The sequence below is a fragment of the Streptomyces mutabilis genome (assembly GCF_014649815.1).
In the GTDB taxonomy this organism is placed as follows: domain Bacteria; phylum Actinomycetota; class Actinomycetes; order Streptomycetales; family Streptomycetaceae; genus Streptomyces; species Streptomyces mutabilis.
This window is the reverse complement of record NZ_BMTT01000008.1, coordinates 1-26,081: the sequence shown is the minus strand read 5'-3', so window position 1 is coordinate 26,081 and position 26,081 is coordinate 1. Positions and strand designations below refer to the sequence as shown.

Below are 26,081 nucleotides of genomic sequence, written 5' to 3'. Positions count from 1 at the left end.
ATGCAGCCACGGAACATGTCCATGAGCGGGGTCGTCGACCTCGCCGCGGTGAAGCAGGCCCAGGAAGCCAAGGCCAAGGCGGAGCAGGCGCGCGCCGAGGCGGCCCGCAACGGCGGGACGGGCGCCGTCTCCCCGGCCGACCTCGTCATCGACGTCGACGAGGCCCGCTTCGAGAGCGATGTCCTTCAGCGGTCCACCGAGGTCCCGGTAGTCATCGACTTCTGGGCCGAGTGGTGCGAGCCCTGCAAGCAGTTGAGCCCGGTCCTGGAGCGGCTCGCCGTCGAGTACAACGGGCGCTTCCTCCTCGCCAAGATCGATGTCGACGCCAACCAGATGCTGATGCAGCAGTTCGGCGTCCAGGGCATCCCGGCCGTGTTCGCGGTCGTGGCCGGACAGGCACTGCCGCTCTTCCAGGGTGCCGCCGGCGAGGCGCAGATCCGCCAGACCCTGGACCAGCTGGTGCAGGTCGCCGAGGAACGGTTCGGGCTGACCGGTCTCGCCGTCGACCCCGAGGCGGAGCCGGGTGCGGCACCGGCCGCCGCCCCCGAGCGCCCGGCCGGCCCGCACGACGCGGCGCTGGAGGCCGCCGTGCGGGCGCTGGACGCCGGCGACCTGGGCGGCGCCGTCCAGGCGTACAAGAACGTGCTGGCCGAGGACCCGGGCAACACGGAGGCCAAGCTGGGCCTCGCCCAGGCCGAGTTGCTCCAGCGCGTGCAGGACGCCGACCCGCAGAAGGTCCGTCAGGACGCCGCCGACAAGCCGGGCGACGCGCAGGCCCAGATCGCCGCCGCCGACCTGGACCTGGTGGGCGGGCACGTGGAGGACGCCTTCGGGCGCCTGATCGACACGGTGCGCGTCACGGCCGGGGACGACCGGGACGCCGTACGGCTGCGGCTGCTGGAACTGTTCGAGGTCGTCGGCGCCGAGGACCCGCGGGTGGCCGCGGCGCGCAGGGCGCTGGCCCGCGCCCTGTTCTAGCGCGCGGTCGGGCCGCCCGGACCGACCGGTCTTCGACCGTTCGTCCGGGTGGCGCCCGAGTGAAAGAGCTGCCGACGGAAAGCCAGTGCGGCCGCGCTTTACCGAATCTTGGTAATCGCGGCCGCTGTTACTGCCAGTAAGTCGACGGCGGCGGTCTGTCGGTTTCTGTCCGACGATCAACAGCTATGTTCCGCCCTCGTGGCACACCGAGCGTCGCCGTTCGGGATCGGTGTGTCGTCCTGCGGTTATCCGGCCGTTACTAGTGAGTAACGAACCCCCTTGTGCCGACGGCGAGAATGCACCACGATCGGCGACGCTCGGTCCATTCCCGTACCCCGAAAGCCAGTCGGGTCGCGGGGGTTCCTGGGTCCCCACCGAGCAGAGTCGGCGGCAGTGGCGCCGGCTCTTGGGCAGGGGGGTCTTCGTCCACCCGGCGAAGCCTGCCCAGCAGGGTTGTGCGTGATGCGTGTCAGGCGCGACCAGTGGTTGTCGCTCGGGGGTGATCGCCGGTGATTCGGGCTCGTTCCATACGTGCCGCCGAGCGCGGGCGCTCTCCTTCCCGAGGACGTAGCACTTCTCCCATCCCTGCCAGGTTCGGCCGCCGATCCGGGGGCCGGCCGAGGCCAGGAGATGTACGTCCGAGAAGGAGGAAATATGGAGTCCCAGGTGCGTGGCGGGACCAGATGGAAGCGGTTCGCTGTGGTGATGGTGCCCAGCGTTGCCGCCACGGCGGCGATAGGCGTCGCGCTGGGGCAGGGTGCCCTGGCGGCTTCGTTCAGCGTCTCCGGTCAGTCGTTCAAGGTGACGGCGGACCGGCTCGACGGTACGGGTTTCTCCCAGTACGGGGCCATTGACTCGGGATACACGCTGAAGGGCGAGAAGACGGCTCACCCCGTCGCCGTCTCGGCGTTCCGGTCCGCGACCATCAAGGGCATGTGCCAGTCCGTGGTCACGCCGGACGTCCCGCTGCTCGGTTCGGTCAGCCTCATGCTCACGGCGGGCGGCGGCGACAAGCCGGTCGAGGCGAAGAACCTGTACATCGACATCGAGCAGCTCGAGGCCGATGCCACCTTCCGCGGCATCGACATCGGTGTGGCCGCCAAGGACGCCAACAAGGGTCCCGGCATCCAGAAGGGCGACACCGCGAACCCGAACGGATTCGCGCAGCAGGCCGACTCGGCCACGCTGACCGACGTGAAGCAGACGGCGTGGGCCACCACCGCCGGAACCTTCAAGCTCAGCGGTCTGAAGATGTCGCTGTCCAAGGGTGTCAAGGAGTGCTACTAAGCACCCCATTGACGGGCGGGGGAGCCAGCGGCGCCCCCGCCCGTCCACTTCCGGCCGTGTCGTCGCACACGGTCCACATCTCCACCACAGCAAAGCCGTACCAGGGAGCTGTTTTCCATGAGCGCCGAGACTCCTGCCGCCGCAGCCGGCCAGTTCACCCGCCGGAGGCTGCAGTTCCGTGCCTGGCGAGGCACGCGGCCGTTCTGGGCCGGCCTGTTCGTCGCGCTCGGCGGACTCCCCATCGCCTACTTCCCGTACGCGAACCTCCAGATCGGGCACCTGACGCTGGCGATGGCCACCACCGCGGGCTCCGGTTCCCTGATCATCGGCGTGCTGCTGGTCGTCCTGGGCGTCAGCCTGTGGTTCCAGAAGCACGTCCGGGTCTTCGCGGGCGTGGCGGCGATCCTGCTGGCGCTGGTGTCGATCCCCGTGTCCAATCTGGGCGGATTCCTCATCGGCTTCCTGCTCGCCATGATCGGCGGGGCCATGGCCGTGTCGTGGGTGCCGGGCGAGCCGCCGCAGGCCGAGCCGCCGCTGGAGGGCAAGGGAACGGGCGACGCGCCCGAGAGCGTGGTCCCCGCGGACCTCGGCACCCAGGTGCCCGACGCCACGGTGCCGCAGCCGCGCGACGCGGCGGGTGAGCCCAAGGATCTGTCAGGAACGAGCCCGGCCAACGGGGCGAACGGGAGGCACAGTGCCGGCTGACGAGGTGACCCGCGGGACTGACGTGGAGTCGTTCCGTGTGAGAACCGGGCCGCGCCACGCGGCACCCAAGAAGCCGTTGTTCACCAGGTTCCACATGCCGGCCGGGAAGGCGATCGCCCTGGCGGCGATGCCCACGGCCGTCCTCATGGGGATGGGGTTCACTCCGACGCTGGCCATCGCCGACGGCAACGACGCGGCGAAGCCGACATCCAACAGCCTGACCGCCGACGAGTACAAAGCGTGCGTGGAGGCATTGGAGGACGCCGAGAAGGGCGCGTCCGCGTCGTCCTCGCCCTCGGCGACCGGCTCGGAGGGCGAGGACGGCAAGGACAAGGGCGGTGCGACGGAGTCCGGTTCCCCGGACTCCGCGGGCGGCGCGGGCAAGGACGGCAAGGGTACGGGCGAGTCCTCTTCGTCGGATTCAGGTTCCGACGACGAGGACGGGAACGACGCCGGCCGGGCCGACCCAACCCCGAGCCCCTCCGCTTCCCAGGATCCCGGAGGCCGGGATGCGTCCGGCGCGGACGCCGCCGAACCGTCCCCGTCCCCGTCCGCGTCGGAGTCCGGCGGCGCGCTGGAGGGCCTCGGCGACGCCATCGAGGGCATCTTCACCGGCGACAAGGCCGAGGAGGCCCCGAGCCCCACGCCGACCCCCTCGGCGTCGGCGAGCGCCGGCGACGACGCGTCCGACCCGGCGGAGGAGACCGCCGACAAGGTCACCGGCACCGCGAAGGACAGCACCGGGGACCCGGCCGACGCGGCGTCGAAGGCGGCCGATGACACCGAGGAGTCGGTGGACGAGGCGGCCGGGAAGGCCGAAGAGGACGCGAAGGACAAGGCGGAGGAGGAGGCCGGGGATGTCACCGCCTCGCCCGTCCCGAGCGCCTCCGAGAGCGCCGGCACCGACCCGGAGGACTGCCCGGTCGCCACGGACGCGGAGGGCGGCGTCGACAACACGGTGCCGCTGCCTGACGACCCCTGGTACCTCAACGCCAGCTCGCTGCTGCTGAAGGGCGCCTCCTACAAGGGCGTCGTCGAGGTGAAGACGGCCAACGGCACCACCAAGAAGGTGCTCAAGTACGTCATCTCGGGCGGCACCGACATCGGCGACCTGCACCAGACGGTGAAGGACGAGCAGGCCGGCAAGACCTACCACGTGCAGGCGGCCGAGGGCTCGACGTCCACGATCCGCGACGGCGACACGGTGATGTACACCGAGAGCATCTCGGGCAACCTGCTCGGGCTGATCCCGATCACCTTCGACCCGGAGCACCCGCCGCCGCTGGACATCCCGCTCATCTACTTCACGAAGGTGACGGTCGTCCAGGCCGGCCAGTTCGGCGGCACGCTCCACATCCCCGGGCTGCACCAGTACACGACCTGAGCCCGCCCCCGGGCGCGTTCGGGAGCCGCGACAACCGCCGAGGGCGCCCCCTGTCGAGGGGGCGCCCTCAGCGCCGTACGGAAGCGGGTGCGGGTGTCAGCCGCGCCGCGTCTCGCCCAGGTGCAGCACCCGGACCATGTTGGTGGTGCCGGGCACGCCGGGGGGCGAACCGGCGGTGATCACGACGATGTCGCCGTCGCTGAACCGGCCGAGGCGGGCGGTCTCCTGGTCCACCAGGTCGACCATCTCGTCGGTGGAGTTCACGAACGGCACCACGTGCGGCTCCACACCCCAGCTGAGCGCCAGCTGGTTGCGGGTGGACTCGTCGGTGGTGAAGGCGAGGATCGGCTGGGCCGCGCGGTAGCGGGAGAGCCGGCGGGCGGTGTCACCGGACTGGGTGAAGGCCACCAGGCCCTTGCCGCCCAGGAAGTCGGCGATCTCGGCGGCGGCACGGGCCACCGAACCGCCCTGCGTGCGCGGCTTCTTGCCCGGCACCAGCGGCTGCAGGCCCTTGGACAGCAGCTCCTGCTCGGCGGCGGAGACGATCTTCGACATGGTCTTGACGGTCTCGATCGGGTACGCGCCCACCGACGACTCCGCGGAGAGCATGACCGCGTCGGCCCCGTCCAGGATCGCGTTGGCCACGTCGGAGGCCTCGGCGCGGGTCGGACGGGAGTTGGTGATCATCGACTCCATCATCTGGGTCGCGACGATCACCGGCTTGGCGTTGCGCCGGCACAGCTCGATCAGGCGCTTCTGCACCATGGGGACCTTCTCGAGCGGGTACTCGACGGCCAGGTCGCCGCGGGCGACCATGACGGCGTCGAAGGCCGCGACGACGTCCTCCATGTTCTCGACCGCCTGCGGCTTCTCCACCTTGGCGATGACGGGGACCCGACGGCCCTCCTCGTCCATCACGCGGTGCACGTCGGCCACGTCCTTGGCGTCCCGCACGAAGGAGAGGGCGACCAGGTCGCAGCCCATCCGCAGCGCGAACCGCAGGTCCTCGACGTCCTTCTCGCTCAGCGCGGGGACGTTGACCGCGGCACCGGGCAGGTTGATGCCCTTGTGGTCGGAGATGACGCCGCCCTCGATGACGATCGTCCTCACCCGCGGGCCCTCGACCTCGGTGACCTTCAGCTCGACGTTGCCGTCGTTGATGAGCACCTGGTCGCCCTTGGTGACGTCGCCGGGCAGGCCCTTGTACGTCGTGCCGCAGATCGTCCGGTCGCCCGGCACGTCCTCGGTGGTGATGGTGAACTCGTCACCGCGCACCAGCTCGACGGGACCCTCCGCGAAGGTCTCCAGACGGATCTTCGGGCCCTGCAGGTCGGCGAGGACACCGATGGCCCGGCCGGTCTCCTTGGCGGCGGCCCGGACACGGTCGTAACGGCCCTGGTGCTCGGCGTGCGTGCCGTGGCTGAAGTTGAAGCGGGCCACGTTCATGCCGGCCTCGATCAGCGCTACGAGCTGCTCGTGGGAGTCGACCGCGGGGCCGAGGGTACAGACGATTTTCGAACGGCGCATGGGGCGATCCTATCGGTTTGTTTCGCTCCGGAATATTCCGCCAGGCGGAAGCTACATATGGGCGCGGGCATGCTCACAAGTGAATTCATCGGCTGTTCTTTTCGACCAGTGCGTACGTTTGTGTCGCGATCTCCAATTCCTCGTCGGTCGGCACCACGGCCACCTTCACCCGGGCGTCCTCGGGGGAGATCAGCCGGGGATCGTCGCCGCGAGCGCCGTTCAGCCCGGCGTCGACCGCCAGGCCCAGCCCCTCCAGGCCCGCCACGGCCGCTTCCCGCACCGGTGCCGCATTCTCGCCGACCCCGGCCGTGAAGGCGACCGCGTCCACTCGGCCGAGGACCGCGTAATAGGCGCCGATGTACTTCTTCAGGCGGTGAATGTAGATGTCGAAGGCGAGCCGCGCCTCTTCGTCACCCTCGTCGACGCGGCGCCGGATCTCCCGCATGTCATTGTCGCCGCACAGACCGAACAGGCCGCTCCTCTTGTTGAGGAGAGTGTCGATCTCGTCGGTGGACATTCCGCCAACCCGCTCCAAATGGAAGATGACCGCCGGGTCCAGGTCTCCGGACCGCGTACCCATCACGAGTCCCTCCAAAGGCGTCAGCCCCATGGAGGTGTCCACGCACCGGCCGCCCTCGACCGCCGAGGCCGAGGCGCCGTTGCCGAGGTGCAGCACGATGACGTTCACCTCGGACGGGTCCTTGCCCAGCAGCCGCGCGGTCTCCCGGGAGACGTAGGCGTGCGAGGTGCCGTGGAAGCCGTAGCGGCGGATGCGGTGACGGTCGGCGATCTTCGGGTCGATCGCGTAGCGCGCCGCCGGCTCGGGCATCGTCGTGTGGAACGCCGTGTCGAAGACGGCCACCTGGGGCAGGTCGGGGCGCATCCCCCGGGCAGTGCGGATGCCGGTGAGGTTGGCCGGGTTGTGCAGCGGGGCGACGGGGATCAGCCGCTCGATCTCGGTGAGCACGCCCTCGTCGATCAGGGTGGGCTCGGTGAAGAACATGCCGCCGTGCACCACCCGGTGCCCGATCGCGGCCAGCTCCGGGGAGTCCAGGCCCAGACCGTCCCGGGCCAGCTCCTGCGCGACGGCCTTGAGGGCGGCCTCGTGATCGGCGATCGGCCCGTTCTGCTCGCGGGTGTCGCCGCCGGTCACGCACGTGTGCTTCAGCCGGGAGGTCTGCTCACCGATGCGCTCGACCAGCCCCACCGCCAGCCGGCTGCGGTCCCGCATGTCCAGGAGCTGGTACTTCACCGACGAGGAGCCGGAGTTGAGGACGAGGACACGGGTGGGGGAGGTCACTGCTCGGACGCCTTCTCGCTCGGGTTCTGGGCCTGGATCGCCGTGATGGCGACGGTGTTGACGATGTCCTGGACGAGCGCGCCCCGCGACAGGTCGTTGACCGGCTTGCGCAGCCCCTGGAGGACCGGGCCGACGGCGATCGCGCCGGCCGAGCGCTGCACGGCCTTGTAGGTGTTGTTGCCGGTGTTCAGGTCCGGGAAGATCAGCACGCTGGCCTGCCCGGCCACCTCGGACCCGGGCAGCTTGGTCGCGGCGACCGACGGCTCCACGGCCGCGTCGTACTGGATCGGCCCCTCGACGCGCAGGTCGGGACGGTTCGCGCGGACCAGCTCCGTCGCCTCGCGCACCTTGTCGACGTCGGCGCCGGACCCGGACGTGCCCGTCGAGTACGACAGCATCGCGATCCGCGGATCCACCCCGAACCGCGCCGCCGTGGACGCCGACTGCGTGGCGATGTCGGCCAGCTGCTCGGCGTTAGGGTCCGGGTTGACCGCGCAGTCGCCGTAGACCAGCACCTTGTCGGCCAGGCACATGAAGAACACGGACGACACGATCGACGCGTCCGGCTTGGTCTTGATGATCTCGAAGGCCGGCCGGATCGTCGCCGCCGTCGAGTGCACCGACCCCGACACCATCCCGTCGGCGAACCCTTCCTGCACCATCAGCGTGCCGAAGTAGTTCACGTCGGAGACCACGTCGTACGCCAGCTCCACGGTGACGCCCTTGTGGGCGCGCAGGGCCGCGTACTTCTCGGCGAAGGAGTCCCGCAGCTCGGACACCGCCGGGTCGATCAGCTCGGCGCCTGCGAGGTCGATGCCCAGGTCGGCGGCCTTCTTGCGGATCTGCTCGACCGGCCCCAGCAGGGTCAGCTCGCACACCCCCCGGCGCAGCAGCACCTCCGCCGCGTGCAGCACCCGCTCCTCGGTCCCCTCCGGCAGCACGACCCGGCGCAGGTCGGAGCGGGCCTGCTCCAGCAGCTTGTGCTCGAACATCATCGGCGTGACCCGGTCGCTGCTCGGCGCGGAGACCCGCTTGCTGAGGTCGGCGGTGTCGACGTAGCGCTCGAAGAGGCCGAGGGCGGTCTCCGCCTTGCGCGGGGTGGCCGCGTTCAGCTTCCCCTCCAGGGAGAACAGCCGCTCGGCGGTGGGGAAGCTGTTGCCGGTCACCGAGAGCACCGGGGTGCCGGGCGCGAGGCGGTCGGCGAGGGTGAGGATGCCGTCGCCGGGCACCTCGTTCAGCGTCAGCAGCACGCCGGCTATCGGCGGGGTGCCGGCGCTGTGCGCGGCGAGGGTGCCGATCACCAGGTCGGCGCGGTCCCCGGGCGTGATCACCAGGCAGCCCGGGGTCAGGGCGCTCAGCAGGTTGGGCAGCATGGCCCCGCCGAAGACGAAGTCCAGCGCGTCCCGGGCGAGCCCCGAGTCGTCGCCGAGGACCACCTGGGCGCCGAGGGTGTGCGCGATCTGCGAGACGGTCGGCGCGGACAGCGCGGGCTCGTCCGGCACCACCCAGCACGGCACCGGCAGCCGGTCCGTGAGCCGCTCGGCGATCTCGTCCCGGTCCTCGCGGGTGACCCGGTTGGTCACCATGGCCAGGACGTCGCAGCCCAGCCCGTCGTAGGCGCGGAAGGCGTTGACGGTCTCGGCGAGCACGGACTCGGCGGCCTGCCCCCGTCCGCCCACGACCGGGACGACCGACGCGCCGAACTCGTTGGCGAGCCGCGCGTTAAGGGACAGTTCGTCCGGGAACTGGGTGTCGGCGAAGTCGGTGCCGAGGACGAGCATGACGTCGTAGTCCCGGGCGGCCAGGTGGAACCGGTCGACCAGCGCGGACACCAGTTCGTCCGTGCCCTGCTCGGCCTGGAGGGCGGACGCCTCCTGGTGGTCCAGGCCGTAGACGGTCGCGGGATCCTGCGAGAGCCGGTAACGGGCCCGCAGCAGTTCGAAGAGCCGGTCGGGTCCGTCGTGGACCAGGGGACGGAAGACGCCGACCCGGTCGACCTGCCGGGTCAGGAGCTCCATGACCCCCAGTTCGACGACCTGGCGGCCGTCGCCGCGGTCGATACCGGTCACGTACACGCTGCGCGTCACGCGTGTTCTCCGTTTCGTCTGGTGGCTGCTGTCCCGTGCACATGGTGGCGGCTGTCCCGTGCACAAAAATCGCCCACCGGGGTGAGCGGAACCCTCTTGACAATACCTCCGGGTATGGATAAGGCGCCCGTCAACAATCGTCAGTCCCCACCCGTGCCCGGACCGTGAAACAATTGGATCGGCTCACCGGTGTCAACAGCGAGCAGGAGACACAGCACGATGCGTATCGGCGTACTCACCGCAGGCGGCGACTGCCCCGGCCTGAACGCAGTGATCCGGTCGGTCGTGCACCGAGCGGTCGACAACTACGGCGACGAGGTCATCGGCTTCGAGGACGGTTACGCCGGTCTGCTCGACGGCCGCTACCGCACCCTCGACCTCAACGCGGTCAGCGGCATCCTGGCCCGCGGCGGCACCATCCTCGGCTCCTCCCGCCTCGAGCGCGACCGGCTCCGCGAGGCCTGCGAGAACGCCGGCGACATGATCCAGAGCTTCGGCATCGACGCGCTGATCCCGATCGGCGGCGAGGGCACCCTGACGGCCGCCCGGATGCTCTCCGACGCCGGTCTCCCCGTGGTAGGCGTGCCGAAGACCATCGACAACGACATCTCCTCCACGGACCGCACCTTCGGCTTCGACACGGCCGTCGGCGTCGCGACCGAGGCGATGGACCGCCTCAAGACCACCGCCGAGTCCCACCAGCGGGTGATGGTCGTCGAGGTCATGGGCCGCCACGCCGGCTGGATCGCCCTGGAGTCCGGCATGGCCGCAGGCGCCCACGGCATCTGCCTGCCCGAGCGCCCCTTCGACCCCGCCGACCTGGTGAAGATGGTCGAGGAGCGGTTCTCCCGCGGCAAGAAGTTCGCCGTGGTCTGCGTGGCCGAGGGCGCCCACCCCGTCGAGGGCTCCATGGACTACGGCAAGGGCGCCATCGACAAGTTCGGCCACGAGCGCTTCCAGGGCATCGGCACCGCCCTCGCGTACGAGCTGGAGCGCCGGCTCGGCAAGGAGGCCAAGCCGGTCATCCTCGGCCACGTCCAGCGCGGCGGCGTGCCCACCGCGTACGACCGGGTGCTCGCCACCCGCTTCGGCTGGCACGCGGTGGAGGCCGCGCACCGGGGCGAGTTCGGCCGCATGACGGCGCTGCGCGGCACGGACGTCGTCATGGTCCCGCTGGCGGAGGCGGTCACCGAGCTGAAGACGGTGCCGAAGGACCGGATGGACGAGGCCGAGTCGGTCTTCTAGGCACCGGACGCCCCGCCGGCCCGTGCCACGACGGCTCACGGGTGCTTCTCGACGGCCGCCCAGAAGTGCTCCACGATCCGGTCGAGGAAGTCACGCCCCGCCGCGCTGGAGTCGGGGCCGCCGCCGCCCCAGCTGAGGGTGGCGGTCATGTGCCCCTGGTAGTCCTGGTGCAGCACCTGGAGGACGTTCTCCAGAACCCGCCGGTCCAGTGGCGCGACCTTGGCGACCGGGCGCACGTACCCCTGCCATCGGGTGGTGACGGCGCTGGTCAGCAGCTCGGCGAGTTTCTTCTCGCGCCCCGTGACGGCCACGAAGTCCGGCAACGCCAGGTCGAGCACGTGGGCGAGCGCGGCCGACTGGCGGTCGTTGCCGCGCCAGCCGTCCGTCTCCTCCATCCGCAGGTAGGCGGTGAGCGCGACTCCGGCGGCACGGGCCACGTCCTCGGGCGCCAGACCGCGGGCGACGCGGTGCTCGCGCAGGGTCTGCGGTCGGCCGATCAGGTCACCGGGCGAGCACCACAGCACGCCCGCGAGCGCGGTGAGTTCAGAGGCGGCGGGGGAAGCGACTCCGCGCTCCCAGGCGATGACGTGGTCGGGGGAGACGTACGGCAGTCCGTACGACACCCGCATGCCGTGGGCGACGTGTTCGGGTCCCATGCCGAGCGCGGCCCGGAGCCGGCGGGCGGCGAGGGCGTTGAACGGGGGACCCGACTGGTTCGGGTGAGGTGAGGGTCGGCGCACGCGCCACACCGTAGGGGTCCGGGCAGTCCTTGACTACGGGCTGCTCAGCCAGCGATACGGATCGTAGGAACCTACGGGCTCACCCGGACGGAGCCCGCTCACCCCTTGACCGCCCCGCCCAGCGCGAACCCGCCGCCCAGCCGCCGCGAGATCAGCACGTACAGCAGGATGACAGGCGTCGAGTAGACGATCGAGAACGCCGCCAGCTGCCCGTACGCCACCATGCCCCGGTTGCCGAAGAAGTCGTTGATGCTCACCGAGGCCGGCATCTGGTCCGGGGAGAGCAGCAGCATGAACGGGACGAAGAAGTTCCCCCACATCATCACGAACGAGAACACGGTCACCACCGCCACCCCCGGCCCCATCAGCGGCAGCACGATCCGCAGCAGCGACTGGAAGGACGACGCCCCGTCCGTCCACGCCGCCTCCTCCAGCTCCTTGGGCACGCCGTCCATGAAGTTCTTCATCAGCCAGATGGCGAACGGGAGCTGGGAGGCGGCGAAGAAGAAGATCGTCCCCTGCATGGTGTCGATCATGTTCACCCGCACGAACAGCGCGTAGACCGGCACCATGATCGCCGTGATCGGCAGGCTGGTCGCGAACAGGATCGTCAGCAGGAACGGCCGGTTCAGCCGCGACCGGAAACGGGAGAGCGGATACGCCGCGAGCGCCGCGCACGCCACCGTCAGCGCCGTCGCGCCGCCGCACAGGACCAGGCTGTTGAGCAGCGGCGTGAAGGTGATCTCCGGGGTGAGGATCGCGTCGAAGTTGTCCAGCGTCACTCCGTCGGGGACCTTCACCCGCAGGCTCGCGTGCGGGTCCAGGGCGGACAGCACCACCCAGGCCAGCGGCAGCACGAACGCGGCGGCGGCCACCAGCAGCCCGGCGTCGGCGGCCAGCCGGCGCGTCGTACGACGCCGGGCGGGCGTGCGGGGCACGGGTGGTGTGGATGCCGTGGGGGCCATGGGGTCAGACCTCCGTCCGCAGCAGGCGCAGGTACACGACCGAGAACAGGGAGCCGATCAGCAACAGCAGCAGCGCCACCGCCGTGCCGTACCCGATCAGACTGTTCTGGAAGGCCTGCTCGTACATGAACAGCGGCAGCGTCTGGCTCTTGCCGCTCGGGCCGCCCCGCGTCATCACCCAGATCAGCCCGAAGACCGACAGGGTCTGCAGGGTGTTGAGCATGAGGTTGGTGCCGATGGAACGCCGGATCATCGGCAGCGTGATGTGCCACATCCGGCGCCAGCCGCTCGCCCCGTCCACCTCGGCGGCCTCGGTGACCTCCTTGGGGATCTCGTTGAGCGCCGCCGAGTACACCAGCATCGAGAACGCCGTGCCCCGCCACACGTTGGCGAAGGACACCGCGAGGATCGGCAGCGTGAACAGCCAGTTCTGGGACGGCAGATGGAGCCAGTCCAGGATCGCGTTGAGGGTGCCCTCGCGGCGGAAGAAGGCGTAGAGCAGGAAGCCCGCCACCACCTCCGGCAGCACCCACGCCGTGACAACGATGCCGCCGGCGAGCGTACGGACCGGCTTCGAGGCCCGCTGCATCAGCGAGGCCAGCGCCAGGCCCAGGGTGTTCTGCCCGATCAGCGACGACAACACCGTGAACACCAGCGTCAGCCACACGGCGTTCAGGAACGCCTCGTCCTGGAACGCCCGCCGGAAGTTCTCGAAGCCGACGAAGGACGACTGTGCCTGCCCGGTGAGCTGGAGGTCGGAGAAGGCGATGACCACGCAGTACCCGATCGGGCCGGCCAGGAAGAGCAGCAGCAGGACGACGGCGGGGGAGACGGGCAGGGCCCGGAACAGGGAGCGGCGCGCGCCGACGGACCTCGCGGGGCGGGCCGGCCCGACGGGCGGGCCCGGCGGCGTCTCGCGGAGCTCCGGGCCCGGGTGCGGCGGCGTGGCAGCGGTCACTTGGCGACCACCTGGTCGTCGGTGGCCTCCTTGAGCGCCTCGTCGTAATCGCGGGCCGCCTCCTCGACCGACTTGTCGCCGGTCGTCACCCCCTCCATCGCCTCCTGGATGGCGACGGACACCTTCGGGTACGCCGGGTAGGCGGGCCGGTAGTGGGTGCTCCCGACGAGGTCGGTGAAGAACTCGATGCCGGGCTGGGCGTCGACGTAGGCCGGGTCGTTCGCCACGTCCTCGCGGACCGCGATGCCGGAGTTGGCGACGTACCACTTACGGGCGTTGGCCTTAGTCTGCATCGTCTTGATGAACTCGAAGGCCAGGTCCGGGTTGCCCGCCTTGGCCGGGATCGACCAGGTCCAGCCGCCGGACATGCTCACCTTGCCGGGCGCCTGGCCGTTCTGCGTCGGCATGGCGGCCAGCCCCAGCTCCTTCGACCACTCGGGCCACTCGTGCCCGCTGCCCTCCAGCCAGTCCTGCGGCAGCCAGGAGCCGTCCAGCGCGATCCCGAGCTTGCCCTGTGGAAGCAGCTCACCGCGCACCTTGGTCCCGAAGTTGGGGTCGAGCGCGTCGGACACCTCCGGGCCGAGCTTCTCCTTGAACACGGTCTCGACGAAGGCTAGGGAGTCCTCGAACCCCTGCCCCGCCGTGATCCACTTCTTGCTGCCCTTGTCGTACAGCGGGTCCGTGGTCCCGTCGTTCGTGCCGTACAGCAGCATCTGGAAGCCCTGCATGGCGGCGGCCTCACCGGCGGGTTTGCCGGTGTACACGTTGAGCGGCGTGACTCCGGGCACCTTCTCCTTGATGGTGCGGGCGGCGTCGAGGACCTCGTCCCAGGTCTTCGGCTGCCAGTCGGCGGGCAGCCCGGCCTCGGCGAACACGTCCTTGCTGAACCACAGCCCCCGGGTGTCCGTCCCGTCCGGGACGCCGTACGTCTTGCCGTCCTCGCCCCTGGCCGCCGCCTTCGCGGTGTCGATGAACCGGTCCCAGTCCTTCCACTTCGCCAGGTACTCGTCGAGGGGCTTCAAGTAGCCGCTGGTGATGTCGGAGTTGATGAGGAAGGTGTCCTCGTAGACCAGATCCGGCGCGGTCTTGGGGGAGCGGAGCATCTGCTGGAGCTTGGTGTAGTACTCCGAGTCCGGGGCCTTGATCGGTACGAGCTCGACCTTCTTCCCCGGGTTGGCCTTCTCGAACTGCTTCTTGATGTCGGCGAGATAGGTGTCCATCACCTTGATGGAGTTGTCCGTCGACTGCTTGAAGGAGACCTTCACCGTGTCCGGATCGTCGCCGGAACCGCTGCCGCAGGCGGCGAGGGCGGTGGAGGCGAGCGCGGTGAGGGTGAACAGGGCGGTGAACCGGACGGACCGGACGGTGGGACGCACGGGCAAGACCTCCTACGGGCACGACGCTGTGGCCGGGACGGCTGCTCGGCGAAGTTAAGAGGAGTGGTCTAGTCAGGTCAATGCGTGTGCGGTGGACAACTCGTGTTCATCGGCCCCGCTCGCTCTCCCGCACCCACCGGTACACCAACTCGGGGCGCCCCACCTGCCCGTAGAGCGGGCGTCGCCCCGCCCGTCCCGCGTCCACCAGGTGCTCCAGGTAACGCCGGGCGGTGATCCGCGAGATGCCGACGGCATCGGCCACCCCGGCCGCCGTGAGACCCTCGTCCGACCCGCGCAGCGCGCCCGTCACCCGCTCCAGCGTCGGCGCGCTCAGCCCCTTCGGCAGCGCGGCCGGGCCGGGCGCCCGCAGCGTGGCGAGCGCCCGGTCCACCTCGTCCTGGCCGCTCGCCTCCCCGGCGGCGCCCCGGAACTCGGCGTACCGCACCAGCCGGTCGCGCAGGGTGGCGAAGGTGAAGGGCTTCAGCACGTACTGCACGACGCCCAGCGACACGCCCTCGCGCACGACCGTCAGGTCCCGCGCCGACGTCACCGCTATCACGTCGGTGTGGTGCCCGGCCGCCCGCAGCGAACGGGCCAGCTGCAGCCCGTGCACGTCAGGCAGGTGCAGGTCGAGCAGGAGCAGGTCCACCGGCGTACGGTCCAGCGTGCGCCGGGCCTCGGCGCCGGTGTGCGCCTTGCCGACGGCCGTGAACCCCGGCACCCGGCCGACGTACATCAGGTGCGCGTCGGCGGCGACCGGGTCGTCCTCGACGACCAGGACCCGGATGGGGTGCTCGGCGCTGTTCATATGGCGCCCCCGGACTCCGGTCTGCCCACCAGGACGTCCGGCGCCGGTGCGCGGTCCCCGGGGTCGTCCAGCGGCAGCCGCGCCTCGAAACGGGCGCCGCCGCCGTCCGCCTCCGTCACCGTCAGGGTGCCGCCGTGCCGCTGCACCGCCTGGCTGACCAGCGCCAGCCCCAGGCCCCGACCGCCCTCGCCGGCCGGCTTGGTCGAGAAGCCGCGCTGGAAGACCAGGTCGGCATGGGCGGGGGCGACGCCGGCGCCGGTGTCCGACACGCGCAGCACCAGCTCGGAGCCGCCGCCCACGGCCGTCCGCGGGTCCCCGTCCCCGGCCGTCTCGGTGTACGCCGCCACCGTGACCCGCGAGGGCACCCGGCCCTGGGCCGCGTCCACCGCGTTGTCGACCAGGTTGCCCAGGATCGTCACCAGGTCCCGGGCGGGCAGGGACGGCGGCAGCAGCCCGTCGTCCAGTCGGCTGTCCTGCGACACCACCAGCTCCACTCCCCGCTCGTTGGCCTGCGCCGTCTTGCCCAGCAGCAGCGCGGCCAGCACCGGCTCGCTCACCGCCGCCACCACCTGGTCGGTCAGCGCCTGCGCCAGTTCCAGTTCGGCCGTCGCGAAGTCCACCGCCTCCTCCGCGCGCCCCAGCTCGATCAGCGAGACGACCGTGTGCAGCCGGTTGGCCGCCTCGTGCGCCTGCGAGCGCAGCGCCTGCGTGAAGCCGCGCTCCGAGTTCAGCTCGCCCATCAGCGACTGCAGCTCGGTCACGTCCCGCAGCGTCACCACCGTGCCCCGGCGCTCGCCGCCGGAGACCGGCGAGGTGTTCACCACCAGCACCCGCCGGTCGGTCAGATGCACCTCGTCCACCCGTGGCTCCGACGCCAGCAGCGCCCCGGTCAGCTGCGCCGGCAGCCCCAGGTCCGCGACGGAGGCGCCCACCACGTCACCGGTCACGCCGAGCAGCTCCCGTCCGCCGTCGTTGATCAACGCGACACGGTACTGCCCGTCCAGCATCAGCAGCCCCTCGCGCACCGCGTGCAGCGCCGCCTGATGGTAGTCGTGCATCCGGCTGAGCTCGTCCGCGTTCATCCCGTGCGTGTGGCGGCGCAGCCGCGCGTTGATCACGTACGTGCCGACCGCGCCGAGCAGCAGCGCCCCGGCCGCCACCCCGAGCAGGGCCGTCAGCTGCTCCTGCGCCCGCTTGCTGATCTCCTCGACCTTGATCCCGGCGCTGACCAGCCCGACCGTCCGACCGCCGTCCCGCACCGGCGTCACCGCCCGCACCGACGGCCCGAGCGTGCCCGTGTAGGTCTCGGTGAAGGTCTGGCCCCGCTGCGCGCGCTCGATGTGCCCGCGGAAGGGGCGGCCGATCTGCTCCGGGTCCGGGTGGGTCCAGCGAATGCCCTCCGGGTTCATGATCGTCACGAAGTCCACGTCGGTGTCCCGCATGACCCGCACCGCGTACGGCTGGAGCCGCGCCGTCGGGTCGGGGGCGCGGATGGCCTCCAGCACGGACGGCGAGTCGGCGATCGCCAGCGACACCGCCCTGGCCTGCCGCCCGGCCGCGTCCTGCGCCTGCCCCCGGTCGCTGATGTAGGTGAACAGTGCGTATCCGGCCACGACGACGGCTATCAGCACGGCCTGCATGGCGAAGAGCTGACCGGCCAGGCTACGGGGTCCCGGGACGCGGAGGTGCATGCCGCAAGTCTCCCCCTGGCTGGATTGCGAACTAAATGAACGAAAGGGTGACCGTGCTCACAACGCAGGAGATAGTCGCCGCATCCCCGAAACAAACTCCCCGGACGTGAGCCGCACGCCGGTGATGCCGACGACGTCGTCAAGGAGGGCCGCCGTGACCAGCAACGCCGCTACGGCACCTGCCGCACCCAAAGCCAAGCGCGATCGCACGCACTACCTCTACATCGCGGTGATCATCGCGGTCGCCCTCGGTATCACCGTCGGTCTCGCCGCCCCCGACTTCGCGACCGAGCTGAAACCGCTCGGTACCGGCTTCGTGAACCTGATCAAGATGATGATCTCGCCGATCATCTTCTGCACGATCGTGCTGGGCATCGGTTCCGTGCGCAAGGCCGCCAAGGTCGGTGCGGTCGGCGGTATCGCGCTGGTCTACTTCCTGGTGATGTCGCTGGTGGCCCTCGCCATCGGCCTGGTCGTCGGCAACATCCTGGACCCGGGCACGGGCCTCGCGGTCACCGACGCCGTCAAGGAGACCGGTCAGGCGCAGGTCGACGCGGAGGCCAAGGGCACCGTCGACTTCCTGATGGGCATCATCCCGACCACGATCGTGTCGGCGTTCACCTCGGGCGAGGTACTGCAGACCCTGCTGATCGCCCTGCTGTGCGGCTTCGCCCTGCAGGCCATGGGCAACGCTGGGCAGCCGATCCTGCGCGGCATCGAGCACATCCAGCGGCTGGTCTTCCGCGTCCTTGCGATGATCATGTGGGCCGCACCGGTCGGCGCCTTCGGTGCCATCGCCGCCGTCACCGGCTCGGCCGGTGTCGACGCCCTCAAGAGCCTGGCCGTCCTGATGCTCGGCTTCTACGTGACCTGTGTGCTCTTCCTCTTCCTGGTGCTCGGCACGCTGCTGCGCGTCATCGCCGGCGTCAACGTTCTCTCGCTCTTCAAGTACCTCGGCCGCGAGTTCCTGCTGATCCTGTCCACGTCCTCCTCGGAGTCGGCGTTGCCCCGCCTCATCGCGAAGATGGAGCACCTGGGCGTCAGCAAGCCGGTGGTCGGCATCACCGTCCCGACCGGCTACTCCTTCAACCTCGACGGCACCATGATCTACATGACCATGGCCTCGCTGTTCATCGCCGACGCCATGGGCACGCCGATGTCGATCGGCGAGCAGATCCCGCTGCTGCTCTTCCTCCTGGTCGCCTCGAAGGGCGCGGCCGGTGTCTCCGGCGCCGGCCTGGCCACGCTGGCCGGCGGTCTCTCCTCGCACAAGCCCGCCCTGGTGGACGGCATCGGCCTGATCGTCGGCATCGACCGCTTCATGAGCGAGGCCCGCGCGCTGACGAACTTCGGCGGCAACGCCGTGGCCACCGTCCTGATCGGCACCTGGACCAAGGAGATCGACAAGGACCGCGTGACCGAGGTGCTGGCCGGCCGGATCCCGTTCGACGAGAAGACCCTGCTGGACGATCACCACGGCGCCGACGACGACGCGCCGGAGCTGCCCGAGCAGGGCGGCGAGAAGGAGCTGGCGCGGGCCTGACCGCGCCGCGGATCCCGGGCGGCTGAGGTGCTCCCCCCGTTGCTCAGCCGCCCGGTCCCCCGAAGCCCCGCGCCCCCCCGGCGCGGGGCTTCTTGCCTTGACGCCCGCGTCAAGGCTTACGTTCGTCCGCATGCGAATCGGCGAGCTGGCCGCACGGGCCGGGACCACGACGCGGACGCTGCGGTACTACGAGACGCGGGGCCTGCTGACCGCGCGGCGCACCGGCAACGGCTACCGGACCTACGACGAGGACGACCTGAAGCTGCTGCGGCAGATCAGGACGCTCCAGGACTTCGGGTTCGACCTGGAGGAGACCCGCCCCTTCGTGGAGTGCCTGCGCGCCGGGCACCCCGAGGGCGACTCCTGTCCGGCCTCCCTCGTGGTCTACCGCCGCAAGCTGGCGGAGCTGGACGCGCTGATCGAGCAGCTCACGTCGGTGCGGGCGCAGGTGGGTGCGCAGCTGGCGCGGGCCGAGGCGGCGGTTCCGGGGGGTCCGGAGCCCAAGTGCGAACTGGGAGGGCACGCATGACGACGGACAACGGTGTGACGGAGGTGACGGACGCGGAGTTCGGCACCCGGGTGCTGGGCAGCGAGCTGCCGGTGCTGGTGGAGTTCACCGCGGACTGGTGCCCGCCGTGCCGGCAGATGGCCCCGGTGCTCGGCGCCGTGGCCGCGGAGGAGGCCGGCCGACTGAGGGTGATGCAGTTGAACGTCGACCGGAACCCGGCGACCACGAACGCGTACAAGGTGTTGTCGATGCCGACGTTCATGGTCTTCCGCGACGGCGAGCCGGTGAAGTCGATGGTGGGCTCCCGGCCCAAGCGGCGGCTGCTGGAGGAACTGGCCGACATCGTCTGACCGGCCCGGCAAAACGCAGAATCCCCCGAGCAATTGCGCTCGGGGGATTTCATTGCGTATATTCGATGATTCGTGACTTCAAGGAAATGAGGTCGCGAAGAAGTTCAGTAGGCACAGTATATGCGGCCGGGAGTGGAATTGTCAAACACCGAATTTCCGGACGATGAATTGCGGCACGAGCAGGAATTCATCGACGGGCTGTACGCGCGTGTGGACGCGCTGCGCGGCGACGCCGAGGTCTCGGTCACCGAGGCGCTCGCGCAGGGCAACACCCCCCAGCAGGCCCGGCTGGAGCGGGACATCCTGGTCGCCGAGCGCTCCGGGCTGCTCGCCGCGCTCAACGCGGTGGACGGCTCCCTCTGCTTCGGCCGGATCGACCTCACCTCCGGGGTCGGCCACCACATCGGCCGCATCGGCCTGCGCGCCGACGACGCCGAGCGCACCCCGGTCCTCATCGACTGGCGGGCCGACGTCGCCCGCCCCTTCTACCTGGCCACCGGCCACACCCCGATGGGTCTGCGCCGCCGCCGGCACATCGCGAGCGAGGGCCGCAGGGTCACCGCCCTGCACGACGAGATCCTCGACCTCGGTGACGAGACGCGCACCGGCCACGAGGACCCGTCCGGCGACGCCGTGCTGCTGGCCGCGCTGAACTCCGCGCGCACCGGACGCATGGGCGACATCGTGCAGACCATCCAGGCCGACCAGGACCGCATCATCCGCGCCCCGCACCGCGGCGTCCTGGTCGTCGAGGGCGGCCCCGGCACCGGCAAGACCGCCGTCGCCCTGCACCGCGCCGCCTACCTCCTCTACGAGCACCGCGAACTGCTCGCCAAGCGCGCCGTCCTCATCGTCGGCCCCAACCCCGCCTTCCTCGGCTACATCGGCGAGGTGCTGCCCTCCCTGGGCGAGACCGGTGTGCTGCTCGCCACGGTCGGCGAGCTGTTCCCCGGCGTGAAGGCCACCGCGTCGGACAGCCCCGATGCGGCGGCGGTCAAGGGCCGCGCCGACATGGCCGGCGTCCTCGCCGAGGTGGTCCGCGACCGGCAGTCGCTGCCCGACCCGGTCATCGCGATCGAGCACGACCGCGAGGTCCTGATGCTGGACGACGGCCTGGTCGGCGTCGCCCGCGAGCGCACCCGCGCCGCGAAGCTGCCGCACAACGTCGCCCGCGAGCACTTCGAGGGCCACATCCTCAACGCCCTCACCGACATGGTCGCCGAACGCATCGGCACCGACCCCTACGACGGCTCCAACCTCCTCGACCCGAGCGACATCACCCAGATCCGCGACGAACTCGCCGAGAACCCCGAGGTCTGGTCGGCCATCGATCAACTCTGGCCCCGCCTCACCCCGCAGCGGCTCGTCGCCGACTTCCTCGCCGCCCCGGAGGCCTTCCTCCCCGCCGAGGACGCCGCCGCCGTCCGCCGCCCGGTCACCCGGCGCTGGACCGTCGCCGACGTGCCCCTGCTGGACGAGGCGGCCGAACTGCTCGGCGTGGACGACCGGGTCGCCCGCACCCGTGCCGAACGCGAACGGGAAGCGCAGATCGCCTACGCGCAGGGCGTGCTGGACGTGTCGTACGCCTCCCGGACCTACGAGTTCGAGGACAAGGACGAGGAGGACGCCGAAATCCTGCTCGCCCACGACATCATCGACGCCGAGCGGTTCGCCGAACGCCAGGAGGAGGACGACCACCGCAGCGCCGCCGAGCGCGCCGCGGCCGACCGCACCTGGGCCTTCGGGCACATCATCGTGGACGAGGCGCAGGAACTCTCCCCGATGGCCTGGCGGCTGCTGATGCGCCGCTGCCCGACCCGCTCGATGACCCTGGTCGGCGACCCGGCGCAGACCGCGGAGGCGGCCGGCGTCGGCTCCTGGTCGAAGATCCTCGCCCCCTACGTAGAGGACCGCTGGGAGCACACCCGCCTGGGCGTCAACTACCGCACCCCGGCCGAGATCATGGACGTGGCGGCGGCGGTGGTCCGGGCCGAGGACCCGTCCTTCGCACCGCCGAGTTCGGTCCGCTCCACCGGCGTACGCCCCTGGATCCGGGCCACCGACGACCTCCCGGCCGCCGTCGCCGAGGCCGCCCGTGAGCTGACCCCCGAGGAGGGCCGCCTCGCCGTCATCGCGCCGCGCGAACTGCACGGGGCGCTGGCCGCCCGGCTGGACGGCGTGACGGCCGGCGCCGAGCCGGACCTCACCCGGAGCGTCGTCCTGCTCGACCCGCGCCAGTCCAAGGGCCTGGAGTTCGACTCCGTCCTGGTCGTCGAGCCCGGCCGCTACGGCACCAGCGACCTGTACGTGGCCCTGACCCGGGCCACCCAGCGACTCGGCGTCCTGCACACCGGGCCGCTGCCGAAGGGGCTCGTGGACGCCTAGGCCGGACGCAGCCACACCGTCGCGAGGGGCGGCAGGGTCAGGCGGACGCTCGCCGCCCGGCCGTGTCGGCCCCGCGCCTCCGGCTTGACCGGGTTGGAATTGCCGACGCCACCGCCGCCGTAGCGGACCTCGTCCGTGTTGAGCACCTCGTGCCAGGCGGGCACGTCGTCCGGGACGCCGAGGCGGTAGTCGTGCCGCACGACCGGGGCGAAGTGCGACACCGCGAGCAGTGGGGCGCCGTCGGCGTCCAGCCGCAGGAACGCGAGGACGTTGTCCTCGGCGGCGTCGCCGACCACCCACGCGAAGCCGGAGGGGTGGGTGTCGCACCGCCACAGGGCGGGCGTCGCCCGGTACGCGGTGTTGAGGTCGCGGACCAGGTCCCGCACGCCGAGGTGGTCCGCCGCCGCCCCGTACTCCGGGTCCAGCAGCCACCAGTCGGGACCGTGCGCCTCGGACCACTCGGCGCCCTGCGCGAACTCCTGCCCCATGAAGAGGAGCTGCTTGCCGGGGTGGGCCCACATGAAGCCCAGGTACGCCCGCACGTTCGCCCGCTGCTGCCACCAGTCGCCCGGCATCTTGGACACCAGCGACTTCTTGCCGTGCACCACCTCGTCGTGCGATATCGGCAGCACGTAGTTCTCGCTGTACGCGTACACCATGGAGAAGGTCATCTCCCCGTGGTGGTACTTGCGGTGCACCGGCTCGTGGCTGATGTACTGGAGCGAGTCGTGCATCCAGCCCATGTTCCACTTCAGCCCGAACCCGAGCCCGCCGAAGCCGCTCGGCCCCTTGTGGTGGGTGGCCCGGGTGACCCCGTCCCAGGCCGTCGACTCCTCCGCGACCGTCACGACGCCCGGCACCCGCCGGTACACCGTCGCGTTCATCTCCTGGAGGAACGCCACCGCGTCCAGGTTCTCCCGGCCGCCGTGCTCGTTCGGCGTCCACTGGCCCGGCTCGCGCGAGTAGTCCAGGTAGAGCATCGAGGCGACCGCGTCGACCCGCAGCCCGTCGATGTGGAACTCCTCGCACCAGTACACGGCGTTGGCGACGAGGAAGTTGCGCACCTCCCGGCGCCCGAAGTCGAACTCCAGGGTGCCCCAGTCCGGGTGCGCGGCCCGCAGCGGGTCGGAGTGCTCGTACAGCGGACGCCCGTCGAACTCGGCCAGCGCCCAGTCGTCGCGCGGGAAGTGCGCCGGCACCCAGTCCATCAGGACGCCGATGCCCGCCTGGTGGAGCCGGTCGACCAGGTACTTGAAGTCGTCCGGGTCGCCGAGGCGGGCCGTGGGCGCGTAGAAGCCGGTGACCTGATAGCCCCAGGAGCCGCCGAACGGGTGCTCGGCGACCGGCATCAGTTCGACGTGCGTGAAGCCCAGGTCGCTGACGTACGCGGGGAGCTGTTCGGCCAGTTCCCGGTACGTCAGTCCCGGTCGCCAGGACGGCAGGTGGACCTCGTACACCGACATCGGCGCCTCGTGGGCGGGCACTTCCGCGCGGCGGGCCAGCCACTGGGCGTCGCCCCAGGTGTAGTCCGAGCTGTGCACGACCGAGGAGGTGGCCGGCGGGACCTCGGTGCGGCGGGCCAGCGGGTCGGCGCGGAAGGTGCGCGAGCCGTCCGGCCGGGTGATCTCGAACTTGTACAGCTCGCCCGCGCCGATCCCGGGCAGGAACAGCTCCCACACGCCGGTGGCGCCGAGCGAGCGCATCGGGTGGCCGGTGCCGTCCCAGAAGTTGAAGCCGCCGGCCACCCGCACCCCGCGCGCGTTCGGCGCCCACACCGCGAAGCGGGTGCCCGCGACGCCCTCGTGGACCGTCGGGTGCGCGCCCAGCGCCTGCCACAGCTGCTCGTGCCGGCCTTCGCCGATCAGGTGCAGGTCCAGGTCGCCCAGCGTGGGCAGGAAGCGGTACGGGTCCTCCGTCTCCTGGACCGTCTCCTCGTACGTCACCAGCAGCCGGTAGACCGGGACCTCGACCAGCGGCAGCAGCCCCGAGAAGAAGCCGTCCCCGTCGTCGCGCAGCTCGGTCCGCAGTTCCCCGGTGAGTACGCTCACCGCCAGGGCGTAGGGCCTGAAGACGCGGAAGGCCACCCCGTCGGGCACCGGGTGGGCGCCCAGCACCGTGTGCGGGTCGTGATGCGTGCCGGTCAGCAGCCGCTCCCGGTCACCGGCGTCCAGGGAGGGGGAGTCGGCGACCTCGGCGGGGCGGACGGGGCCGGGCACGGCCTTCGCGGCGGCGGTCTTCTTCGCGGCGGTGACGGCCTTCTTCCCGGCCGCCTTCCTCGCGGTCGTGTTCTTGGCGGTCGTGCGATCGGGGGCGGTCTTCTTCGCGGCCGCGCCCTCGGCGGCTGTCTCCTGCGCGGCAGGACTCTTCGCGGCCGTCTTCCTGCCGGTCGCCTTCTCACCGGTCGTCTTCTTCGCGGCCGCCTTCTTGGCGGCCGTCTCCTCCGGGTCGGGACCGCTGGACGAGGGGCGGGGGGTCACGGGCGGGGCCTCCTTGGCGTTCCTGGGCGCAGTGCGATCAAGAGGGGCGTCATGCCGGTTCGGGCGCGGACAGGCGGCGCACCGCGGACAGGGGCACCGCCAGCCAGTCGGGACGGTGCCGAGTCTCGTACAGGACCTCGTAGACCGCCTTGTCCGTCTCGCAGGCGCGGAGCATCACCGGGTCGGTGCGCGGGTCGTGGCCGCCGGCCTCGGCGTACCCGGTGCAGTACGCGGCCCGGCAGGACTCGGCCCAGCCGGGCGCCGGGGCACCGGCCGAGTGCGCGGCGTAGTCGAAGGAGCGCAGCATGCCGGCGACGTCCCGCACCGGCGGCTGCGGTATCCGGCGCTCGGCCAGTGGCTTGGCGGGTTCCCCCTCGAAGTCGATCAGCGACCACTGTCCGGAGGGCGAGCGCAGGCACTGGCCGAGGTGCAGGTCGCCGTGGACGCGCTGGGCGGTCCAGGTACGGCCCTCGGCGGCCAGGTCGCCCAGCGCGGTGAACGCCGTGCGCAGCGCGGGGGCGTACGGCCGCAGTACGGGCACCGCCCGCGCCGCCTCCTCCAGCCGGCCGATCATGCCGTCGGCGAGCTGCCGGATCCGGCCGTGCCCGAGGGTGACGGTCGGCAGCGTGCGGGCCAGCGCGGTGTGCACCTCGGCGGTGGCCCGCCCCAGCGCCCGCGCCTCGGCGACGAAGTCCTCGCCCTTCGCCAGCTCCCGCAGGGCCAGCTCCCAGCCGTCGGTCGCGCCCTGCACGTAGGGCTGCAGCACGCCCAGCACCCAGGTCCGGTCGGCCAGGTCGGCGACCATCCACCCGGCCGGCGCGGGCACCCGGGCGCACCCCTCGCGGGCCAGCGCCAGGGGCAGCTCCAAGTCGGGGTTGACGCCCGGCACGATCCGGCGCAACAGCTTCAGAATAAACGTATCTCCATACACGACCGACGAGTTCGACTGCTCCGCGGTCATCAGCCGGGGCACCAGCCCCGTACGTATCTCCTGCTCCCCTTCCCGTTCGAAGCGGAGGCCGCCGATGCGGGCCCCGGTGCGCAGCGCCTCCAGGAGCACCTCGGCGGGCCGGGTGTCGTACAGGGCGTCGTAGGCGGTGCGGCCGGCCAGCGGGCCCTGGGTCACGTGTCCGATCAGCGCGGGCGCCAGCCGGGGCGGCAGCGCCTCGCGCGTGCCTATGAGGAGCTGGTAGCAGTCGCCGGGCTCCTCGGGCGCGGCGGCGGCCGCGACGGGCTGCTGGTGGGCGCGGACCAGCAGGTGGTGGAGGCCGAGGCGGGCCTCGGAGGGGAGCAGGTCGGTGGCCGCGACCAGGGAGAACCCGGTGACCGGACTCCCCTTGCCGGCGTACCAGCGCTGCCGGGGCAGCCAGTCCCGCAGGAGTGGATCGAGTGACGCAAGGAGGCTCGGCGGGCTCGTGCTCGTGACGGCTTCCGACATGGCGTCGCGTCCCTTCCCCGGGTCGTCGGGGTGTTACTGATGCGTGCCCCGGGCGGGGCGGCGGAAACCGCCCCGCGCCGGGGATCGGGCCCTGTGGGCTAGACGGCGTCCTTTCGGAGCCGGAACCAGTAGAAGCCGTGCCCACCGAGGGTCAGCAGGTACGGCAGCCCGCCGACGGCCGGGAAGCGGACCCCGCCGAACAACTCGACCGGATGGCGACCCTCGAAGGCGCTCAGGTCCAGCTCGGTGGGCTGCGCGAACCGGGAGAAGTTGTGCACGCACAGCACCAGGTCGTCCTCGTACTCCCGCAGGAAGGCCAGTACGGCGGG

21 protein-coding genes are annotated in these 26,081 nt (G+C 71.2%); 9 read left to right on the top strand and 12 right to left on the bottom strand.

Annotation, left to right across the window (positions count from 1 at the left end):
- The 4 genes from IE142_RS17980 (at position 1) to IE142_RS17965 (ending at position 4,354) form a co-directional block, all read left to right on the top strand.
- Entirely contained in the window at positions 1-978 is a 978-nt protein-coding gene (locus IE142_RS17980; protein ID WP_191886732.1) for a tetratricopeptide repeat protein, read from the top strand.
- Positions 979-1,632: 654 nt separating this feature from the next.
- Positions 1,633-2,265, top strand: a complete 633-nt coding sequence (locus IE142_RS17975) for a DUF6230 family protein (RefSeq protein WP_043379772.1) — start codon at positions 1,633-1,635, stop codon at positions 2,263-2,265.
- A gap of 117 nt (positions 2,266-2,382) precedes the next feature.
- Positions 2,383-2,970: a DUF6114 domain-containing protein gene (locus IE142_RS17970; protein WP_191886731.1), complete on the top strand. Its 588-nt coding sequence runs from the start codon at positions 2,383-2,385 to the stop codon at positions 2,968-2,970.
- The gene (locus IE142_RS17965) at positions 2,960-4,354 is read left to right on the top strand and encodes an ICP22 family protein (RefSeq protein WP_191886730.1); all 1,395 of its coding nucleotides are present in this window, start codon (positions 2,960-2,962) and stop codon (positions 4,352-4,354) included. Before IE142_RS17970 ends, IE142_RS17965 begins: the two co-directional genes overlap by 11 nt.
- 96 nt (positions 4,355-4,450) lie before the next feature.
- Here IE142_RS17965 and pyk read toward each other — a convergent pair whose 3' ends face one another.
- The 3 genes from pyk to pta form a co-directional block, all read right to left on the bottom strand.
- Positions 4,451-5,881, bottom strand: a complete 1,431-nt coding sequence (gene pyk / locus IE142_RS17960) for a pyruvate kinase (protein WP_043379764.1) — start codon at positions 5,879-5,881, stop codon at positions 4,451-4,453.
- A gap of 85 nt (positions 5,882-5,966) precedes the next feature.
- Positions 5,967-7,181, bottom strand: coding sequence for an acetate kinase (locus IE142_RS17955; RefSeq protein ID WP_191886729.1), 1,215 nt, complete (start codon positions 7,179-7,181; stop codon positions 5,967-5,969).
- The gene (pta, locus tag IE142_RS17950) at positions 7,178-9,268 is read right to left on the bottom strand and encodes a phosphate acetyltransferase (protein ID WP_191886728.1); all 2,091 of its coding nucleotides are present in this window, start codon (positions 9,266-9,268) and stop codon (positions 7,178-7,180) included. The genes IE142_RS17955 and pta overlap by 4 nt, the downstream gene beginning before the upstream one ends.
- Before the next feature lie 219 nt (positions 9,269-9,487).
- Here pta and IE142_RS17945 point away from each other — a divergent pair, with 219 nt between their 5' ends.
- Positions 9,488-10,513, top strand: a complete 1,026-nt coding sequence (locus IE142_RS17945) for an ATP-dependent 6-phosphofructokinase (protein WP_043379758.1) — start codon at positions 9,488-9,490, stop codon at positions 10,511-10,513.
- Between the two features lie 35 nt (positions 10,514-10,548).
- On the opposite strand, the gene IE142_RS17940 is transcribed toward IE142_RS17945, so the two are convergent.
- The 6 genes from IE142_RS17940 to IE142_RS17915 all read right to left on the bottom strand — a co-directional run bounded on the left by IE142_RS17940 (position 10,549) and on the right by IE142_RS17915 (position 17,051).
- A complete protein-coding gene (locus tag IE142_RS17940) occupies positions 10,549-11,262 on the bottom strand; it encodes a helix-turn-helix domain-containing protein (RefSeq protein WP_191886727.1) in 714 nt (237 codons plus the stop codon).
- A gap of 89 nt (positions 11,263-11,351) precedes the next feature.
- Positions 11,352-12,218 carry a carbohydrate ABC transporter permease gene (locus IE142_RS17935; protein ID WP_191886726.1) on the bottom strand — a complete coding sequence of 289 codons (867 nt, stop codon included), beginning with the start codon at positions 12,216-12,218 and terminating at the stop codon, positions 11,352-11,354.
- 4 nt (positions 12,219-12,222) lie between these two features.
- Positions 12,223-13,176, bottom strand: coding sequence for a carbohydrate ABC transporter permease (locus tag IE142_RS17930; RefSeq protein ID WP_191886725.1), 954 nt, complete (start codon positions 13,174-13,176; stop codon positions 12,223-12,225).
- A complete protein-coding gene (locus tag IE142_RS17925; protein ID WP_191886724.1) occupies positions 13,173-14,552 on the bottom strand; it encodes an extracellular solute-binding protein in 1,380 nt (459 codons plus the stop codon). Before IE142_RS17925 ends, IE142_RS17930 begins: the two co-directional genes overlap by 4 nt.
- 106 nt (positions 14,553-14,658) lie before the next feature.
- Positions 14,659-15,360 carry a response regulator gene (locus tag IE142_RS17920; RefSeq protein WP_191886723.1) on the bottom strand — a complete coding sequence of 234 codons (702 nt, stop codon included), beginning with the start codon at positions 15,358-15,360 and terminating at the stop codon, positions 14,659-14,661.
- Complete coding sequence (locus IE142_RS17915) at positions 15,357-17,051, bottom strand: sensor histidine kinase (protein WP_191886722.1); 1,695 nt, start codon at positions 17,049-17,051, stop codon at positions 15,357-15,359. The genes IE142_RS17920 and IE142_RS17915 overlap by 4 nt, the downstream gene beginning before the upstream one ends.
- A 154-nt stretch (positions 17,052-17,205) precedes the next feature.
- Between IE142_RS17915 and IE142_RS17910 the strand changes: the two genes are divergently transcribed.
- From IE142_RS17910 to IE142_RS17895, 4 genes are all read left to right on the top strand, one after another.
- Positions 17,206-18,594, top strand: a complete 1,389-nt coding sequence (locus tag IE142_RS17910) for a cation:dicarboxylate symporter family transporter (RefSeq protein WP_191886721.1) — start codon at positions 17,206-17,208, stop codon at positions 18,592-18,594.
- 130 nt (positions 18,595-18,724) lie between these two features.
- On the top strand, positions 18,725-19,123 hold the full coding sequence (locus tag IE142_RS17905; protein ID WP_191886720.1) for a MerR family transcriptional regulator: 399 nt from the start codon (positions 18,725-18,727) through the stop codon (positions 19,121-19,123).
- A gap of 14 nt (positions 19,124-19,137) precedes the next feature.
- Positions 19,138-19,452 carry a thioredoxin family protein gene (locus IE142_RS17900; protein WP_191886908.1) on the top strand — a complete coding sequence of 105 codons (315 nt, stop codon included), beginning with the start codon at positions 19,138-19,140 and terminating at the stop codon, positions 19,450-19,452.
- Between the two features lie 120 nt (positions 19,453-19,572).
- Entirely contained in the window at positions 19,573-21,837 is a 2,265-nt protein-coding gene (locus IE142_RS17895; protein ID WP_191886719.1) for a HelD family protein, read from the top strand.
- Here IE142_RS17895 and glgB read toward each other — a convergent pair.
- From glgB to IE142_RS17880, 3 genes are all read right to left on the bottom strand, one after another.
- Positions 21,834-24,314 (bottom strand): 1,4-alpha-glucan branching enzyme, encoded by a 2,481-nt coding sequence (gene glgB, locus IE142_RS17890; RefSeq protein ID WP_191886718.1) that lies wholly within the window; start codon positions 24,312-24,314, stop codon positions 21,834-21,836. The genes IE142_RS17895 and glgB overlap by 4 nt on opposite strands.
- A 49-nt stretch (positions 24,315-24,363) precedes the next feature.
- On the bottom strand, positions 24,364-25,752 hold the full coding sequence (locus IE142_RS17885) for a maltokinase N-terminal cap-like domain-containing protein (RefSeq protein WP_191886717.1): 1,389 nt from the start codon (positions 25,750-25,752) through the stop codon (positions 24,364-24,366).
- A gap of 98 nt (positions 25,753-25,850) precedes the next feature.
- The coding region (locus IE142_RS17880) for an alpha-glucosidase C-terminal domain-containing protein (RefSeq protein WP_191886716.1) at positions 25,851-26,081 on the bottom strand (231 nt) is incomplete at its 5' end.

What these genes read in the sequence shown, in the direction of transcription:
- IE142_RS17885 (WP_191886717.1), bottom strand. Translation starts at nt 25,752, where the DNA reads ATGTCGGAAGCCGTCACGAGCACGAGCCCGCCGAGCCTCCTTGCGTCA.
- IE142_RS17920 (WP_191886723.1), bottom strand. Translation starts at nt 15,360, where the DNA reads ATGAACAGCGCCGAGCACCCCATCCGGGTCCTGGTCGTCGAGGACGAC.
- IE142_RS17980 (WP_191886732.1), top strand. Translation starts at nt 1, where the DNA reads ATGCAGCCACGGAACATGTCCATGAGCGGGGTCGTCGACCTCGCCGCG.
- IE142_RS17945 (WP_043379758.1), top strand. Translation starts at nt 9,488, where the DNA reads ATGCGTATCGGCGTACTCACCGCAGGCGGCGACTGCCCCGGCCTGAAC.
- IE142_RS17975 (WP_043379772.1), top strand. Translation starts at nt 1,633, where the DNA reads ATGGAGTCCCAGGTGCGTGGCGGGACCAGATGGAAGCGGTTCGCTGTG.
- IE142_RS17895 (WP_191886719.1), top strand. Translation starts at nt 19,573, where the DNA reads ATGCGGCCGGGAGTGGAATTGTCAAACACCGAATTTCCGGACGATGAA.
- IE142_RS17935 (WP_191886726.1), bottom strand. Translation starts at nt 12,218, where the DNA reads ATGGCCCCCACGGCATCCACACCACCCGTGCCCCGCACGCCCGCCCGG.
- IE142_RS17905 (WP_191886720.1), top strand. Translation starts at nt 18,725, where the DNA reads ATGCGAATCGGCGAGCTGGCCGCACGGGCCGGGACCACGACGCGGACG.
- IE142_RS17970 (WP_191886731.1), top strand. Translation starts at nt 2,383, where the DNA reads ATGAGCGCCGAGACTCCTGCCGCCGCAGCCGGCCAGTTCACCCGCCGG.
- IE142_RS17915 (WP_191886722.1), bottom strand. Translation starts at nt 17,051, where the DNA reads ATGCACCTCCGCGTCCCGGGACCCCGTAGCCTGGCCGGTCAGCTCTTC.
- pyk (WP_043379764.1), bottom strand. Translation starts at nt 5,881, where the DNA reads ATGCGCCGTTCGAAAATCGTCTGTACCCTCGGCCCCGCGGTCGACTCC.